This window comes from Mesorhizobium sp. BR1-1-13 (assembly GCF_020165515.1).
Classification (GTDB): domain Bacteria; phylum Pseudomonadota; class Alphaproteobacteria; order Rhizobiales; family Rhizobiaceae; genus Mesorhizobium.
The window spans coordinates 126,511-144,356 of record NZ_JAIUIH010000002.1 but is presented as its reverse complement, the minus strand read 5'-3'; the positions used below and the strand labels follow the sequence as shown (position 1 = coordinate 144,356).

Below are 17,846 nucleotides of genomic sequence, written 5' to 3'. Positions count from 1 at the left end.
CCGCATGTCAGCGTCGGCGGTTATCGAGCTGGTGATAGAGATCGGCATACGCCTTTCCCATCCTGTCAGCCGTAAAGAGGCGAACGTAGCGATCACGGGCAGCTCGCCCCCAGTTCGCTGCTTCGACCGGCGAATCGACGACCTGGTTGATGGCTTGGGCAAGGCGTGCTGGATCGGAAGGCGGTACGACCAACCCGGTCTCGCCGGCTTTGTTCACATAACTTGTTCCCGTTCCGATCTCGCAAGAGATCATCGGCTTGCCGCACATCGCAGCCTCGACGAGAGAAAGCCCGTAGGCTTCCGACCTCTGGTTTGACGGAAAAACGAACCCCAGGCAGTTGTGGAGGAGCGCCATCTTGTGCCGCTCGGCCACCTCGCCGAGGAAAATCACATTGTTGCGACGCAACGTCTTGGCCTGAAGCTTCAGGCGCTCCTCGATAGGCCCTGATCCGGCAATAACGATCTTGCACCTGACTTTGTCGGCCGCCTGGATCAGCACGTCCAGCCCCTTATAGTAGCGCAAGACGCCGACGAAGAGCACGAAAGGCTCTGCCACTGCCGATTGGCACCATCTGTTGTCGGCTTCGGTCGGCGTGGGATAGTCGGTTTCATCTATGCCGATTGGGATGATCGCCGATTTGCCCTCCAAGGCCCTAAGAACGGGGCTCGATTTCAAATAATCCGGAGATGTCGCGACGATAGCGTCCACATCCCTGAGGAACCGCAGCATCAGCGGTCGATAAAGAGGCAGGATGAGTTTCTGTTTGACGATATCGGAATGGTAGGTGACGACAGTCGGTTTGCCGTGACGGGAGTGAAAATGCACGATGTCCATGAACGGCCATGGAAAATGGTAATGTATCAGGTCGGCGTTTTTGGCGAGCGCTGCGAATTCCCGAAAGACCTCGCGTGAAAACCCGGTCGATGCCAGCTCGAAATCCAGCCTGGCCTTACGGGCCATATGCCCGTCGAAAGCCCGTGTGTTCTCGTTCGGAGCACGGCTCAACGAGAGCACTTCGGTTTCAATGCCGCGGCTGGCGGTGCTTTGAGCGATGGCATGTATCGTCCGCTCCACCCCGCCAAAGGTATCGGGCCAGTATGTCTTGAAGAAATGGAGGACTTTCAAATGTTAGTCTTCCGTCTTTGCTCGATGGCCTGCCCAAAAATCTCCAGCATGCCTTTCATGTCAGCGCTTTCTTGCAGCGATGGCCGATTCAAATACCGCGGCCAGTTCCGAGGCGCTTTTTCTCCAGTTGAACCGGAGCGCGTTAAGCGGTGCTTTTTCAGCCAGTCGCGAACGCAACGTGTTGTCGAGCGCCAGTCGTTCTATGGCGGTGGAGATATCTTGAATGTTGGTCGGGTCAACGAGAAGGGCAGCCTCGCCAGCTACCTCAGGCATGGACGACAGATTCGAAGTCAGGACCGGCGCTCCCACTGCATTAGCCTCGATAATTGGAAATCCGAAACCTTCGTATAGGGATGGCATGGCAAGAAACTTGGCTCGGCGATAAAGGACCGCGAGGTCGCTGTCTGTGACATACCCCGCCAGTCGTACCTCCGGTTCGATCTTGAGACGCACTATGTGCTCGCGCAGGTCTCCAAGACGCCACCCCTGGCCTCCCGCTATCACGAGAAGCAGATTTTTCCTCACAGGTCCGGCAAGCAGCGCATATGCTTCCAGCAGATTTCGCAAATTTTTGCGCGGCTCGAGTGTGCCGACAAAAAGGGCGTAATCGCGGTCGATGCCGTTGTCTGCAAGCACGCTGCTAGTGCCGCCATCATCCAGCCTCGTCAACCCTGGATATACGACACGCAGCTTCTTGGAGATTGATGGGTACAACGTTCGAACAGCGTCGGCCGTGGAGCGCGAGACCGTGACGACCTCGTCCGAAGAGAATATGGCTGGTCGCATAAGGAAGCGATCGCCGAGCCAACCCTGCAAACGCATCGTGGACGCCGCATGGTGCCATACGAGATCGTGAATGGTCACAACGCGGGGAATATCCGGATCCAAGCTAAAGGGCAATCTGTGTGCAGGCCCCCAAAAGACGTCGATTTTATCGCCGGCCGCCTGTTTCGGCAGTGTGGTCTGAGACCAGATCATGCGCCTGAAATTACCTGCATGACCAGATATCCGGAACGTTGCGCCCGATAGGCGAGACAGATCCGACACCGGTCGCTCCGGGAGATATAGAAAGGTTTCGTGACCAGCTTCCGCCAACCCACGGCACATCTCCAGCACATAGCGGCCGATGCCTGTGAGATTGTGGACAAGGTTGCGGGCATCAATGCCGATTTTCATGAATCGGACCATTTTTCTGTTCGAGCCTGTAAGAAATGCGGCTGGCGCTGTCTAGCCGTGGGCTCGACGGGCCGGCGTGCCTATATACACGCCAGGCACTTCAACGTCTCGGACGACCGTTGCACCAGCGCCGACAATGACATTGTCACATATGCTGATCCGATCAATCACGGTCGCACCTGCGCCGACCAGAACTTGCGTGCCTATTTGGCAACGGCCGGCGACGGTCGCATTGACGGATATATGCGAAAAGTCACCGATCAGGCATTCGTGGTCGACGACTGCCCCGCTATTGATGATGACGCCTCGTCCGATCTTTGTTAGCGGCCCCAAATGGGCCTGATGAGCGACCAGTGAGCCTTGCCCGATCTCACATTGCCTCCCGACAGAGGCAGTCGGTGCGACCAGCGTCGCAAGAGCAAGAGGAAGAAGGGCGCTCCCGCATTGCGCGCGTCGCCGCGCATTGTCACCCGAGCCCGGAAACATGAGCCAACCGGCGCCGGCGGCATTGCTGGGAAGAACGGCGACAGCAGGAAAGCCCGCAAATTCCTCACCGGCCTTTGCCTGGTCATCTATGAAAATCAAATCGTCGAATCCTGACGATAAGGCTATGTCTCCTACGCTGCGCGCATGGCCGCCAAAGCCCAGAATGAAAAGGCCTTTGCTCACGACGACTTTGTCATGTCGTTCCGCTCGGCTATGGCATCAAGGATGCCGATATGTTCATTCACAACATCCTCCCAAGTACGCTTCGCGAGCACATCAAAAAATTGCCGCTGCTGCAGATAGAGCGTATCCCGGTTTTTAAGAGCCCATTCAATTTTGTCAGCCATATTGCGCCAATCATAGGGATTGAACAACGTGGCCTGGCGTAGTGCTGGATCGGTTAGTATCTCTCGCGTCACATCGATGTCGGCCATTACTACGGGCGTGCCGACTGATAACGCTTCTGTGAAGGTAAAAGGCATCCCGCCTTCAGACAACGAGGGGTTCACTGCGAGATCTGCACATTTGTAGAATGAAGCTAACTCGACTTCCGTCAGCCCGTACAGACACAGGACATCGTCAGCAAGATCGTACCTCTCGATAAACTCTCTGACATTCTTTGCGTCTCCGTTTCCCGTCAATACCAGCTTATGACCGATAAACCGCTTCCTAAGGAGATGCTCATAAGCTCTTAGTAAGGTAATTACATTCTTCGAGGGTCTAAATTGGCTAGCATAAAATAAAAACTTGAAGTTGGTTTTACTTAGAAAAACCGCCCGAGACAAGCCCGTGACTTTGTGCAAACTTTGCACGACTAGTGCTTGACTCAGGCTTTTCGAGGCAGCTTCATTATTCGGGAAGCCAGTAATATCTGTACGATGCGAGAGGGTGCTCGGAGCATGTGGCACGACCCATACTCTTTCCGGGTCCACGCCCATCTGATGAACCAACGTGTCGGTCTTGATATGCTGGCTGTAGGTGACAAAATCCGATCCACCGGCAATCGCTGAGCCGATATCATCAAAGGTTATCACCACTGGTTCCCCATACTCTGCAAAATCTATGGCAAAATCTGAGACAACAATATCCGGCACACACATCAAACGTGCCGCTTCCAGTTCGTTGAACTGGGGCCAGAACGCAGTTGGGCAGTACCACGCAGATGCCGGTCTCGTACGGTTAATTTCGGAAACCATCTGCCTCATTTCCGAGTAGTGCATTCCTGCAAAGAAAAAGCTACCGACCGAAGACGCTGGCAGCCTCTTCCGTGTACCTGTAACGATTTGCCTCACTCGTAAAATCTGCTCTCCGAACTGAGCGTAAAGTTTGCGTTCAATTTTTAAAGAGACGATTCTTGTCACTTTTGCGGACTTAAACAAGCCAAAGAGAGCTGCTATTGGCAAAGAGACTAGGGAGATGACTCCAAAATAGGAGCATAAAGCGACAAAGATCAACGGGTTACGCGTACTGGCGATACCATACGTCAACCATTTCAAATGGCCCGCTACGACAAGATACGAATATCGCAGCAACCTTCGAAATCGAGGGCCCCGCCGTGGCTTCGGCGATCTCTTGGCCCGCAGGTACATTCTAAGCAGCAGCGGCAGTTTTACTGGCCCCACAAAACTGTAGGAGGCTTCAGGGACCTCGGCGTCCTTAAAAAGATCGGACAATTGAATCCGCAACCAGCTCGGTGTCGCTATAACCAAGTGCCTGTCTTGGCTAGTCGAAGCTGCCTTCACAAACGCCGATAGGTATCGTCCTAGCCCCTCAGTTCTAAGGTTTACAGTTGGTGGATAGGCCAGAAAAATGCCGTACTTCTTTACAGCCATTCTGCTGCCGCCTTCCAATAAACAGGTGCTAAACGACTAATGTCCTGTTTTTCGAGCACGGTTCTTGAGGGCAGCGCCGCCACCTTTTCCTGGATGTTCAGTTCCATGTGTTTGAGCATGGTGGCCATACCTTCTGGATCGTTGGCATCCATAAAGGTTAGGCCAAGAGAGAACTGCTGGTTCATTTCTCTCATGGCGGGATAATCGCTCGACAAAGAAGGTACGCTCAAGCTGGCGGCCTCGACTACGCTGAACGTGCCATTATCTATCGTGCCAGCATGCCAAAGGAATTGGCTTTTCCCAAGAACGCGCCGATAGGTTTTCTCCGGCAATTCTCCTAATACCTTGACCTTCTCTCGCAACAACGGGCTAGCTCGCAAAAGCTCTTTGGCATCCTTAAGATGTTCCATTCGTCCCTTGAATAGCTTCTTTGTGTTCACCCCGGTTACATAACAATCCAGCTCGCCCTCCAGCTCTTCATAATAAAGGGCCAGAGCCTCTAGGGCGTTGCGGTGATTCTTGTGGGGTGCAGCATTTGTTGTCCAAATAAAGTATTTCTCTCGCGCGTCCTTCATTGCCCGATCTTTGGTAAATACAGGCGCGAGCATCGGAAGCTTTAGAACTTTGTTGGTCGGTAAGCCAGCATAATCAATTGCATCACGCCGGGTGAATTCCGTCGTTACGAAAATTTGATCTGCGCGCTGCGCCACGTTAATGAATTGTTGGTTCTGGTTGTTATCTAATATATCAATGTACCTTTGAATATAATCGTATACCACATGGATAACCGGTTTGAAACGCAGCACAGGACTTAAAAGGCGATCTGAAATAATTATTAGTAAGTCGCAATCATCGAAGTATTTTATTCCGTCATTAAATGTAGAATACTCGTTAGCGTTGGGCTCCCATGCGTCAAATCCAATTAGTTTCATTGCTCGTTGGGCAGTATGCCTATCTATCGATTTTAGCTTGAACGGACGCCGGAGGATTTCCTTCGGCATATCCTTAAAGTCGGAGTCGGAGTATAAACCTTTGTCATCTAAGTGACCCAGGATTATTTCAGCTTCCTCGCCGGCCTTTTGGCTTCCCTGAAGGAGAGCTTCTGCGAGCAGTTTTGCGCCACGCAAACTACCGCCTCGATAAGCAACAGGAACAATCACAGCTAGACGCTTTCTCCGCGATCGCCGATTGTGTTGAGTTCTCCTCGATTGTTCCAGGCGTGTCATAACTTTCTCTAAGTTCGAACGCCAGTATGGATCGCACACATCTGCCGACATTGGTCGAAGAAGAATGGTCTGGGAACGTTTCACCTCAGCAATAAAACGCGTATCCCCGTTAAGTATCCGCTTTATCTTCGCCCGTGCCTCATGCATATTTCTCGCTCGGCCGGGCAAATTGGCTCCGCCGAGTTGGTCGAGTAATCCGCCTGCCATGAATACAAGTGGCATACCAATTCGGATCGCCTCAAATGGATGATAGTGCACATGCCTGGGCTCTTGCGAGTGATAGAACATCACTCGCAGGTGTTGCATATTCCTCTCATGCTGGGCCTGTGGCAAGAATCCGAGCACGGCGTCATCTTTAACGGCCACTGGCTGAGCTCCGCCAACAACCCATGGGAGGCCTTTAAAATCCGATTTAAATTTTCGATAGATCGAATTGTAGTACGGGTTGAATCCGATATCAGGGCAAAAAAACAGTATTCGCTTGTCGTCACCTATCCATTTGTCATTAACCTCGTCATTTGGAAGTCCTAGCGGGAGGTATAGTGCGTGTTTAGATAGGAATGTACTCTCCACTTCTTGCGCCCCTGAATAGGCGTGACCGAACCATAAATTTCCAACCGGTTTTTGAATCGAAAGAAGCGCGTTTTCAGTTTGGCTTAGAAGGTATGTATAAGTTAAGGGGCGCGGGAGGCCGTAGGCTCGCAGAATTACTGCGCCATGAAAACTACTACTCATACTCTGCACGGCATCTAGGTCGTGTATTATAAAGAATAGAACGTCGAAATATCGGTTGGCGATGTCCCAGTATTCCTTTGAAACGGGCTTGTACCAGTCGACTTGATTAAGTTTATCAAGATCATGCGACGGTATCGAAAGATTCGTATCTTCGGAATAGTCAATGCTGGCTGAGCGAAAATTATGGTCCTGCGGAAATATCTTCGGAAGAAAGATTTCTTTGAACCCTATACGCTTCAACATCGGCACTTCGAAGGCTCGTGCGGAAGTGTGATTTAGAATCCACATGACTCGAGGTGTGCTATCCAATCTCATGCTACCGGACCCCGTGGATGAACGCCGATCAAGGCAGATTGGGTGGGCATCGATATCACTGCGCCAATCCATTCACTTTTTTGTATGCCTTGATCGCGGGCCCTATTGCGCCGTCAAAAGCGACGACTCCGTGATGAAAAACAACACCTCGCTCACAAATTGAGCTCAGCGTGCCAAAGTCATGTGAAGCGAGCAACAGAATCTCCGCTTGCTCGACAAGATCCAGGATGCGTTTGCGCGCTTTTCCCATAAAATTCGCATCACCGGCACCGATCACCTCGTCGAGGAGGAGAATGTCGCCGCCGACCGCTGTCGAAATCGCGAAGGCGAGGCGCACCTGCATGCCGGCGGAATAGGTTTTGATCGGATAGTCGATAAACTCCCCGATATCGGCAAAGGCGACAACTTCGTCTTCTATCGAGCGCATGAATTTGGGCGAGAGACCGAGGAGAAGTCCGCGATACAGGATGTTCTCCCGGCCGGTGGCATCAGGCTCGAAACCCAAACTCAGGTCGAACAAAGACCGGACGGTTCCCTCGACCACGCGCTTTCCGGAAGATGTCGGGTATAAGCCTGCCACCATCTTGAGGAACGTGCTCTTGCCGGCCCCATTGTGTCCTAAAAGGCCAACACGTTCGCCGGGACCAATGTCCAGACTAACATCCTTCAATGCGTGGATGTCGACGATCTTCTTGCCTCCTCCGTTCAACGTCGCCAGCGACGCCAGCATGGATTTCAGCGACCGCTCGCTGAAGCCCACGGATGCGTAATGGAGGTTTACCGACTCGAGGTGAATCCGGTTTGTCATAGGTAGAAGATCACCCTCTTTTCGGCGGACCTGCCCACGAGTGCTGCGATCAGCATGAGCACTGCGATAGTCCCGAAGCACCACAGGTAATTGGCAGCGACGGGCCATTCACCATGCAGGAGTGGAGCGCGTACGATCTGGAGGAGGTGATAGATCGGATTGTAGTCCAGCAGGACATGCAAATTGCCTTTGCGGAACACCGACGTCTCGAAATAGATTGGTGAGACAAACCATACGGCTTGCAATATCAGGCCAAGCGCATGCGGCAGATCGCGAAAACGGGCAGAAAAATATGCCATTATCGTCGCCCACGGCCAGACAATCAGACCGATGATCGGGAATATCGTGAGGGCGGCAACCCAAGACCAGCCGAAATTCTGCGGCATGACGACAAGCACCCAGCCGATGAGACTGATGCTGGCCAGGGCAAGCACTATAAGTCCGGAAATGACGTTTCGAAGCGTATATATCGCTAACGGGTGACGTGTCTGCTTGATGTATGCGTCGGCTTGGACGAAAGCCAATGCGCCTCCACTTACATTAAAGACGATGTACTCCCAGATGATGACCCCGGAGAGAATGTAGGGCGCATATTCCGAGATCGCGGAATCGAAAATGCGACTGAATACGATGGAGATCAGGATCGTTAGGCCCAGAGGCTGGATAATCGACCACAGGACACCGAAGAAGGATCTTCTCCAGCGCCCGCGCAGGTCCGACATCGCGAGATGCATCCAAAAATATCGCGCGGCCCAAATGCCCCTAAGATACTCGTTCACAGGCCATTTCCTTAACGCAACGTCACCGCGGTCGATCCTCGAAGTAACCGATGATCGAAGAACATATGCGGTTCAACTGTTCCTCGGTCAGTCCGGGATAGCTCGGCAGATTAATGCCACGCTTGCTCACGCTGTCGCCAATCGGGAACGTCTGGTCGGAATAACAGTACGGCATGTGGCTGGCCAAGGGGAAAAAGGGGCGCGTCTCGATTTCATCGTCGGCAAGATGGGCACGCAGCTGATCTCGATCCTCGACTTGATCAACGATAATCGAACACATCCAGTGCGAGTGACTAACGTCGCCGACGGGATCGTGGGTCCTCAATGGAAGCCGGGACAGTCGGGTCCGGTATATCTCTGCAATCTGCTGCTTGCGTTTGATGATCTCTTCAGCCACCTCGAGCTGGGCAAGCCCGATCGCCGCCTGGATATTGGTCATCCGATAATTGTAGGCGAGCATGTCGTGCCAGTATTCGCGGGTCGGCGAGACACCTTGGCTTTTCAGGCGCCGGCACTTGTCCATCACATCAGTCGATCGCGCCAGTACCATTCCGCCTTCGCCGGTTGTGATTGTCTTGTTCCCGAAGAAACTGAAAGTGGCAACATCGCCGAACGTGCCGACGTGCTGACCCCGCCAGCGGGTTCCGAAGCCTTCCGCGCAGTCCTCGATGAGCAAAAGCTCGTGATCGCGACAAAGGGCCGAGATCGCATCCATATCACAAGGATGGCCATATAAATGCACCGCCATGACCGCGCGGGTTCTCGGGGTTATAGCGTCACGTATTGCTTGCGGATCCACCTGCAGCGTGTCTTCCAACGAATCGACGTAGACCGGCGTCGCGCCGGTCTGCAAAATGGTGTTGACCGACGCTATGTAGGTGAAGCTTGGAACGATGACCTCGTCGCCGGGACCGATGCCCAATGCAACCAAAGCAAGGTGGATGGCTACGGTGCCGTTTGCTACGCTTGTCGCTTGTTGAGCGCCGACATACTCTGCGAACGCCTTTTCAAACCGGGATATGAAAGCTCCGCGCGAGGAGATCCAACCTGTCGTCAGGCACTCATTGACATATGCCGACACGTTTCCGCCGAGGTGCGGCTCGTATACTGGAATTTTTCTCACAGTTTATTCTTTGCGGGTGAAGAGTTGATAACCATGCTCCGTAAGGAGCTGTTCGCGTTGCGCGCTCTTGAAGTCCTCGCGGATCATTTCTTTCACAAGATCAATAAACTTGGTCTTAGGTTCCCAGCCAAGGTTCCTTCGAGCTTTGCTGGGATCACCAAGAAGGGTTTCAACTTCCGTCGGCCGGAAATAGGCAGGATCCACAGCCACGATACACCGGCCATTCGTGTCATATCCCTTCTCGTCGACACCCTTTCCCTCCCACCGGACTTGGATGTCCAGTTCCGCAGCCGCGAGGGTCACAAACTCACGCACTGAGTGTTGCTCGCCGGTTGCGATAACGTAATCCTCGGCCGTCTCCTGCTGCAGCATAAGCCATTGCATCTCGACGTAGTCTTTGGCGTGCCCCCAGTCGCGCAAGGAGTCGAGATTGCCCAGGTAGAGTCTGTCTTGGATGCCTAGCTTGATACGCGCGAGGGCTCGCGTAATCTTGCGCGTCACAAATGTCTCGCCCCGCATCGGAGACTCGTGATTGAACAAAATGCCGTTGCACGCGTAGATACCGTATGCTTCGCGATAGTTGACGGTAATCCAATACGCATACAATTTGGCCACGGCATATGGAGACCGCGGGTAGAAAGGTGTGGTTTCCGTTTGGGGTGTCTCTTGCACTAGCCCGTAGAGCTCGGAGGTGGATGCCTGGTAGAAACGGACTTTCTGCGCCAAACCGAGGATGCGAATGGCTTCCAAAATTCTCAACGCTCCTAGAGCGTCTGAATTTGCGGTGTATTCGGGTTCCTCAAACGAAACGGCCACGTGGCTCTGTGCCGCCAGATTATAAATCTCATCCGGCTGAACGAGCTGAATAATCCTCATCAGGCTTGATGAGTCAGTCAGGTCGCCATGATGCAACGTCAGATCTACACCCTTTTCATGCGGATCATGATATAAATGATCGATGCGATCCGTATTAAAAAGGGATGTGCGGCGCCTTACGCCGTGAACGGAATAACCCTTTTCCAGCAGGAGTTCCGCCAGATAGGCGCCGTCCTGCCCGGTGATGCCGGTTATCAGTGCTTTTTTTTTCATCAATGTTCTCGATGTATCCGATTTGTGTCCGCCCAGCCCCTAAGGCTTTGCGGTCCTTAGCACCGTGAGCCAATGGATTGTCAGGCGCGGCCGTATACGTCGTCAAAACGCACGATATCGTCCTCGCCGAGATAATCGCCGCTTTGCACTTCAATGATCACCAGGTCAATCCGGCCTGGGTTCTCCAGCCTGTGTTTATGACCGCAGGGGATGTAGGTTGACTCGTTGGTCGCCAGGAACAGCTCCTGGTCGCCGTTGACTATTTTCGCGGAGCCGCTGACCACGACCCAGTGCTCGGAGCGATGGTAGTGCATCTGCAGGCTCAAACGTCTGCCGGGTTTCACCTCGATGCGTTTGATTTTGAAGCGCTCGCCTTCCTCCAGAACCGTATAGGTGCCCCACGGCCTATGTACGGTGCTGTGGATCAAATGTGCCTCGTGCCCGGAAGCCTTGAGGCCCTCGAACAACTTCTTGACGTCCTGGACGCGGTCGCGGGAGGCGACAAGCAATGCGTCGGGAGAATCGACGATCACCAGATCGCTGACTCCCACCGTGCCGATGACGCGCTTGTCGGAACTTACATAGCTGCCGGTGGTGTCGACCATGTGAACATCGCCGCGCAGCCTATTGCCTCTTTCGTCAGGAGCGATCAAATCGGCCATGGCGTTCCAAGATCCGATGTCGTTCCAATCCATGTCGCAAGGAACCACGGCAAGATTGCTTGCCTTCTCCATAACCGCGTGATCGAGAGAGATTCGCGGAGCGGAGCCAAAATGCTCGGGCGCGAGTTCGATTTTGGCAAAGCCTTCACCTTGACTGAATCGGCCGTTCTCATAACTGGCGGAAACCGCCTGGATCACTTCGGGACAATGCAAAGCCATCTCGTCGAGCATGCGCTGCGCGCTGAAGCAGAAAATCCCCGCGTTCCAGAAGAAGCGTTTGGAGGCGACATAGGCCTCGGCTGTGTCGAGATCCGGCTTTTCAACGAAGCGGACGACTTTCTCACCATCGGCTTCGATGTAGCCGAATGCCGTGTCCGGTCTGGTCGGGCTGATGCCCAACGTGGCGATGCGCCCCTGCTTCGCATGCTCGATGGCCCGGTCCATGACACCCAGAAACGCGGGCAGATTGCCAATCATGTGATCGGCCGGAAAGACGCATAGGATAGCGTCGGGGCCCTGCGTTGCCTTGGCATGCACGGTTGCTGCCGCCACGGCAGCGGCCGTATCCCGGCCTTCCGGCTCGAGCAGAAACGTACGCGGCAACACAACCGAATCCAGTTCGTCGAAATCGTCCTTCGTGAGGAAGAGATGGTCGCCGGACGTCACAGCAACGAGTTCCACGACGCCTTCTATCGAAGCAGCGCGTAGCACTGTGTGCTGAATAAGCGAATGCCCGTCCGCCACTTTAAGAAAAGGCTTGGGGTGCGATTGCCTGGAGGCAGGCCATAGTCGCGATCCGGCTCCACCGCTGATGATGACGGGAACCACTTTCATGAAATGACCTCTGCTTCGTTTGTGGATGCGATTGCCAGCGCCCTCTCGAGCGTCAGCGCCACAATCGCTCTCGCTCTGCCTGGGTCTGCTGCCTCCGAATAACAGCGAAGTTCAGGCGCGTTGCCGGACGGCCGCAGATGGATGATCTCGCCGTTTTCCATTTTTGTCCTTAGGCCGTCGGTCTCGTCAACGTCAGCAACAGTCCCGAACGGGGCCAGAAATCGCTGCAGTGCAGGCCGATCCGCGAGCCGACGCATCAAGCTGCGCGAACTCTCCACTGGGAAATTCTCAAGGCGTTCGCTTGCACAGGCCGGAAGGTTCCACAACGCGCGCAGACCTGACAGCGATTTTCTTGTTGACGCGACCGTTCCGAGGACAGCCAGGATGGGGAGCATTGAATCCCGTGTCGGCAATGCCGTCAGTGTCTTGCCGTGTAGCGAACAGTCCGACCCCAACAGAACGCCACCATTGGCTTCAAAGCCCACAACGATTTTCCCGGGGGGGTAAGAGGCTTCCATGGCTTCGACGACGAAGGGAGATCCGACCTTCGTTCTCAGAACCGTAAAGCCGAAGGCGTTCGAAATGCCTGAATTGGAAGTCACGGGCGTCACCACGATGTCAGCCCGCAGGAACAAAGCCGTGGCAAGGCCGATCAGGTCGCCGCGAAACAGGTCGCCATTCTCGTCGGCAATCAGTGGCCGATCAGCATCGGCATCGGTCGACACGATGGCGTCGAGGTGGAATTCTCGCGCCCATCCCTTGAACTTTGCAATTGTGGTTTCGTCAACGGCTTCGGTATCGACGGGTACGAAGGTCTCCGATTTCCCGACAGGTGTCACATCTGCGCCAAAGGATCGGAGAACCTCCACCAGAAGATCCGCCGCGACCGAACTGTGCTGATAGACGCCAAGTCTCAGGCCCGAAAGGGACCCAGGCTCCAAGATGTCATTAGCGCGCGCGCGATAGGCGGCGATCGCATTGTCGTGATGTCCCGGCAAAGCCGTACCTGTTGGCGGCGGGGGGCAATAGGCGTCTAGCCGTTCGGCAGCATAGTGTGCCATAGCGGCTTCATCGGCCTTGGTGATCTCGCCCCGCGGGCTGTAGAACTTGATGCCATTGCGGTCCGCAGGGATGTGCGAACCCGTAACCATGAGCGCCGCTGCGTCATGCTGCCCGGCATACAACGCCAAGGCTGGCGTTGGGATGGCACCGCAATCGATCGGTTGAAACCCACTTGCCGCCAAGGCAGCCATGCAGTTGGCGGCGATCGTCGGACTGCTATCGCGCAAGTCGCGACCTACGAACACCTTGGCCTTCGATCGAACCCCATCGGCAACGAGACGCCAAGCGAAAGCCTCCGTATAAAGGCCGCTGGGTTTCCCGACTAATTCTGAAGCCAACCCTCGCAGGCCACTTGATCCAAACTTCATCACTTCGCTTTGGCTGGTAAAGGGAAGACCGTCATATTGCAGCAGACTTCGCTGTCAACCGCAAAATCGCTTCGAGCGGTTCACCTTTCCTTCCAGCTACCCACAGCGCATTCCCAGCCGCGTCGACAGGTGATAGCCGTTTGGCGTCACGAGTAGATAGCCTCACGATCGCGCTGCTGGCGATTCTCTAATCGCTTGATATCCGCGGAACCATAGGCGCATAGATCGAGAGCAGACCGCCGCCACGGCAAAGGGTAAAAGATTGAAACGGTCCCTCCGGCCCGCCTTCTCTCTATCCTGAGTTGCTGCCGGCTTCCAGGGCTCTTTGGGGTTGATATGCAAGATCTTGATCAAACGGACTTCCTCTTCACCCGCCGACCTACGAAAAAATCTCTGGCGATGATTTCAAGTCCACGCTATGCGATACAGGCGGCGGGGGCCGAAGATTTGGTACTAAAAAGAAGCCGCCGATGACGGATGGTATTCGCTCTAGAGCCACTTTAGTATTGAAGTCTTCGCGCCTGGAGTTCAGTACCGTCCGATGACATTCTATGTAGAAGCTGTACCCGGACTCCGGCCCACAATGCGTCGCGCCATCATCATGATTCAAGACATCGCCATGGTTTTGGTGGCGGTGGCGCTTAGCCTGACTTTATCGCAGTCGAGGCTATCGTTCGAAGCGTTCTCTCCAGCGGGTTTCGCTTGCTGGGCGAGCATCATTATTCTTAGTCACCTGTTATTCAGATATTGCGGCCTATACAATACTGTGTGGCGGTTCGCCTCGACGCCGGATTTCTTCAACATCCTGAAGGGCTGCGCGATACTGACCATCACTCTTTATTGTGTTTCGCTTTTTGTTCGTTCCTTTCAGCCGGTGGCGGGCCTCAATGAGCGCCAGTTCATCGTCTTCTTCCTCGTTTCTTTCACTATCATCTCGGCGCCCCGGATTTTCTACCGGTTCTTTCGCGACGGCGCGAGCTGGCGCATTCTGAGTCGCGGCAAGGCTTCGACCAAGCGAGCGGTGTTTGTCGGCAGGCTGAGCGAGGCCGACGTAATCATCCGTTTCACGCGCACGACGCAGCCTGTAGAGTATTCAATTGCAGGGATTATGGCGATTGAGCACGGTGTTCCGCAGGGCACTCGGATCCAGGGCGTTCCCGTCGTGGCCACCCGCCCCCGCCTGATCGAGGTGCTGGAAGAATACGCCAAGGGTACGACAAGCCTGGACCTGCTGATTTTCGGCAGCGGCGCCGAACATGAGATCGAGGAGTATTCGGAGCTCGTCCGTGTTGCCCGGCAAGGCGACATAGCGGTGGTGCAGTTCTCGGGGCTTTCGCAGCTTGGTCAGGAAGGAAAGCTCGTTCTCGACGAGGTCGAGATGGAAACGATTCTGCGCCGCCCCACGGTTCCGTCCGACATCGAACGCATCGGGGCCTTCGTCGGCGGCAAGCGCGTCCTGGTCACCGGCGGCGCCGGTTCCATCGGCCGCACCCTGGTCAAGAGGTCGCTGGAACTGGGCGCGGAGGCGGTGCTGGTTGCCGACAATTCCGAGTTCGGCATTTTCCAGTTGAGCCAATATGTCGAAGAGAAGGACCACGACCGCCTCAAGGTCCGCATTGTCGATGTCGCCGACCGGCGCCAGATGACGCGTGTCGTCACCGAGTTCAAGCCGGACATCGTTTTCCACGCCGCAGCACTGAAGCATGTGCCTTTGCTCGAGGAAAACTGGGATTCGGCCATCCAGACCAATGTCTTCGGAACGCTTGTCTGTGCCGAGGTTGCCGCCAAATGCGGCGTCAAGCAATTCGTGCTTGTGTCGAGCGACAAGGCCGTGGACCCGACATCCGTGCTGGGCCTGACGAAGCGGGCGGCCGAACAGATCGTCAGCGCCTTGCATGAAACGCCCGCCGGCGAGCCCGGCGCACGGCGCCCTGCCACCAAGTTCATAGCCGTTCGGTTCGGCAATGTCTTTGGCAGCAATGGCTCGGTCGCAACCATATTCCAGGCCCAGATCGAGGCCGGAGGTCCGGTCACCATAACCGACCGGCGCATGACGCGCTATTTCATGACCGTGGCCGAAGCCGTCGACCTCGTCATCATGTCGGCGGCCGATGCCGCTTCGCGGCAAGCCGGCGACGACTACGCCGTCTACATGCTCGACATGGGCAAACCGGTGCCGATCCTCGAAGTTGCCGAGACGATGATCCGCATGTCCGGAAAAAGCCCATACACGGACATCCCCATTCGCTTCACCGGAATCCGGCCGGGTGAAAAACTCCATGAAACGTTGCATGGTGAGGATGAGGAACTGGTCGAACTCGGCATTTCCAAGATTTTTGGCCTGAGCACCGATGTCGCGGAATGGTCCGATGTCCAGGCGGCGCTTGCGGCCCTGCAGCAATCCGTGAAGAGCCAGGACAAGGCATCCTCGCTCGCAGTGCTTGCGGGTCTTGACCATACCAAGAAAGTAAGAGGGGACGTGCCTGAGGCCGTGATCCCGAAAGCCGCCGGGCAGGCGAACTGATGCTTCAAAAGACCCCGGCCTTCTTCGGCGCTTGAGCAGTCTGCGCAAGAGCGGCATTTATCGGCGGACCCTCCGGGGCCCCGGGGCTCTGGTTGGCATTCCTCTGCGGGCGCATCTGAGCAGGCGAGGGGTCGAGCTTGGTCGAGCGATAGCCTCATGCTACGTCGAGCGGATTCGTATTTTCGTCTTTGGTTTTGGCAACGAGCACTATCGGCGGTTCATGAAGACAGCCAAGCAAATCTTCGATTTTGCCGGCGCGGCGCTGCTGCTCCTGGTCACGTCACCCGTCCTGGCGCTCGCTGTCCTGGCTGTTCGTATATCGTCGCCCGGTCCGGCCATCTTTTCTCAAACGCGGGTTGGCCGCGATGGCGTGCTCTTTCGCTGTCACAAATTGCGCACGATGTATGTCGGCACGCCATCCTTGCCTTCGCACGAGGCGCCGGCGAATGCCGTGACGCCGGCTGGAAAGACCCTGCGGAAGTTCAAGCTCGATGAGCTGCCGCAGTTCTGGAATGTTCTGAAGGGCGAGATGAGCTTGGTCGGACCGCGTCCCTGTCTGCCGACGCAAACCGAGCTGATCGAGTGCCGCCGACGGCTGGGCGTTTCATCGGCGCTTCCCGGCATCACCGGCCTGGCTCAGGTCAAGGGCATCGACATGTCGGACCCGGCCCTATTGGCCGAAACCGATGCCGACTATCTCAAGGTCGCGTCGATCGGTCTTGATCTTCGCATCCTGCTCGCGACGATTTATCCAGGTTGAGCTTGCCTGCTGCGCGCCGCGATTTCGCTTAGACGATCAAGCGTCGCTGTTTCCGGCAGCCAGCCCTGCGAGATGAGCAGGGAAGGGTCGCATATCTGTGTCGCCGTCATGCTCTCCCAAAACGCCCGCTTGCCTAGCGCCACCGCGGCCATCCGCATCAGGCTGGCCGGTACGGCAGCCAGGCGCGCCGGCCGCCCAAGTCCCTTACGGAAGGCGCTTACGACGGCCGCCATCGACACCGGAGGCACGTCGCTGGCTATATAGGCAGGGCTAAGCGGCCCCGGATGAGCCAACAAATGCCGCACGGCTTGCACCGCTGCGTCGGCCGACACCAGCGAGCGGGTTCCTGTCAGGATACCTGTCGGCAGCGGCAGGCTCGTATCGGCCAGGCGCATCAGCATTGCCAGATTGCCTTTCATGCCGCTTGCGTAGGCGGCAGGCAGGCGCAGCACGGCGGCGTCGGCGCGGCCGCGCGATGCATAGGCGTCCAGAACCCTGATCTCGCCTTCGCGTTTCGAGCGCCCGTAGGCGCATTGCGGATCGGGGATCGTATGCTCGTCGATCGTGGCGCTGACACGGGCGCCGATCACGGCCCGGACCGATGACAGTTGGATGAAACGTCCGCTTGCCTGCATGGCAGCCGCATGCGCCAGCCGCGCGCTCAGTTCCGCGTTGGCGGCTCGGTAGTCGGCTTCGGTGGCACCGCCTTGATCATTGTTCAGGCCGGCGCAATGAACGACGTCCGTGACATCGCGGGTGACGGCAAGGAAGGCCTTGGCCGGCGCATCGAAACGCGGCAAGGCGACGATGTCGCTGCCCGAACCGAGCCTTTCGGGATAGCGCGAGGCGAGGCGAACCTCCACGCCTGCCTCGCAAAGCCTTTGCACGACGAGACGTCCGATGAAGCCCGATGCGCCTGTGACCAAGACCTTCATTGCCTT

At 55.8% G+C, this 17,846-nt stretch carries 14 protein-coding genes; 2 read left to right on the top strand and 12 right to left on the bottom strand.

Going from position 1 to position 17,846, the window contains the following annotated elements; translation table 11 throughout:
- Positions 1–7: 7 nt before the first annotated feature.
- The 11 genes from LB533_RS05105 to LB533_RS05055 form a co-directional block, all read right to left on the bottom strand.
- On the bottom strand, positions 8–1,126 hold the full coding sequence (locus LB533_RS05105; RefSeq protein ID WP_224676812.1) for a glycosyltransferase: 1,119 nt from the start codon (positions 1,124–1,126) through the stop codon (positions 8–10).
- Positions 1,127–1,186: 60 nt separating this feature from the next.
- Positions 1,187–2,302 carry a glycosyltransferase family 4 protein gene (locus tag LB533_RS05100; protein ID WP_224676811.1) on the bottom strand — a complete coding sequence of 372 codons (1,116 nt, stop codon included), beginning with the start codon at positions 2,300–2,302 and terminating at the stop codon, positions 1,187–1,189.
- A 51-nt stretch (positions 2,303–2,353) separates the two neighbouring features.
- The gene (locus LB533_RS05095) at positions 2,354–2,971 is read right to left on the bottom strand and encodes a NeuD/PglB/VioB family sugar acetyltransferase (RefSeq protein ID WP_224676810.1); all 618 of its coding nucleotides are present in this window, start codon (positions 2,969–2,971) and stop codon (positions 2,354–2,356) included.
- Positions 2,968–4,620: a glycosyltransferase gene (locus LB533_RS05090; protein WP_224676809.1), complete on the bottom strand. Its 1,653-nt coding sequence runs from the start codon at positions 4,618–4,620 to the stop codon at positions 2,968–2,970. Before LB533_RS05090 ends, LB533_RS05095 begins: the two co-directional genes overlap by 4 nt.
- Positions 4,611–6,824: a glycosyltransferase gene (locus LB533_RS05085; RefSeq protein ID WP_224676808.1), complete on the bottom strand. Its 2,214-nt coding sequence runs from the start codon at positions 6,822–6,824 to the stop codon at positions 4,611–4,613. The genes LB533_RS05090 and LB533_RS05085 overlap by 10 nt, the downstream gene beginning before the upstream one ends.
- Positions 6,825–6,951: 127 nt before the next feature.
- On the bottom strand, positions 6,952–7,704 hold the full coding sequence (locus LB533_RS05080; protein WP_224676807.1) for an ABC transporter ATP-binding protein: 753 nt from the start codon (positions 7,702–7,704) through the stop codon (positions 6,952–6,954).
- Complete coding sequence (locus LB533_RS05075) at positions 7,701–8,438, bottom strand: ABC transporter permease (RefSeq protein ID WP_263487354.1); 738 nt, start codon at positions 8,436–8,438, stop codon at positions 7,701–7,703. The genes LB533_RS05080 and LB533_RS05075 overlap by 4 nt, the downstream gene beginning before the upstream one ends.
- Before the next feature lie 67 nt (positions 8,439–8,505).
- Entirely contained in the window at positions 8,506–9,606 is a 1,101-nt protein-coding gene (locus LB533_RS05070; RefSeq protein ID WP_224676805.1) for a DegT/DnrJ/EryC1/StrS family aminotransferase, read from the bottom strand.
- 3 nt (positions 9,607–9,609) lie between these two features.
- Entirely contained in the window at positions 9,610–10,695 is a 1,086-nt protein-coding gene (gmd, locus tag LB533_RS05065) for a GDP-mannose 4,6-dehydratase (protein WP_224676804.1), read from the bottom strand.
- 80 nt (positions 10,696–10,775) lie between these two features.
- Positions 10,776–12,191 (bottom strand): mannose-1-phosphate guanylyltransferase/mannose-6-phosphate isomerase, encoded by a 1,416-nt coding sequence (locus LB533_RS05060; RefSeq protein ID WP_224676803.1) that lies wholly within the window; start codon positions 12,189–12,191, stop codon positions 10,776–10,778.
- Positions 12,188–13,621, bottom strand: coding sequence for a phosphomannomutase (locus LB533_RS05055; RefSeq protein WP_224676802.1), 1,434 nt, complete (start codon positions 13,619–13,621; stop codon positions 12,188–12,190). Before LB533_RS05055 ends, LB533_RS05060 begins: the two co-directional genes overlap by 4 nt.
- A 541-nt stretch (positions 13,622–14,162) precedes the next feature.
- Between LB533_RS05055 and LB533_RS05050 the strand changes: the two genes are divergently transcribed.
- Positions 14,163–16,145, top strand: a complete 1,983-nt coding sequence (locus LB533_RS05050; protein WP_224676801.1) for a nucleoside-diphosphate sugar epimerase/dehydratase — start codon at positions 14,163–14,165, stop codon at positions 16,143–16,145.
- 220 nt (positions 16,146–16,365) lie between these two features.
- Positions 16,366–16,905 carry a sugar transferase gene (locus LB533_RS05045; RefSeq protein WP_224676983.1) on the top strand — a complete coding sequence of 180 codons (540 nt, stop codon included), beginning with the start codon at positions 16,366–16,368 and terminating at the stop codon, positions 16,903–16,905.
- On the opposite strand, the gene LB533_RS05040 is transcribed toward LB533_RS05045, so the two are convergent.
- Positions 16,893–17,840 (bottom strand): NAD-dependent epimerase/dehydratase family protein, encoded by a 948-nt coding sequence (locus LB533_RS05040; RefSeq protein WP_224676800.1) that lies wholly within the window; start codon positions 17,838–17,840, stop codon positions 16,893–16,895. The genes LB533_RS05045 and LB533_RS05040 overlap by 13 nt on opposite strands.
- Positions 17,841–17,846: the final 6 nt, after the last annotated feature.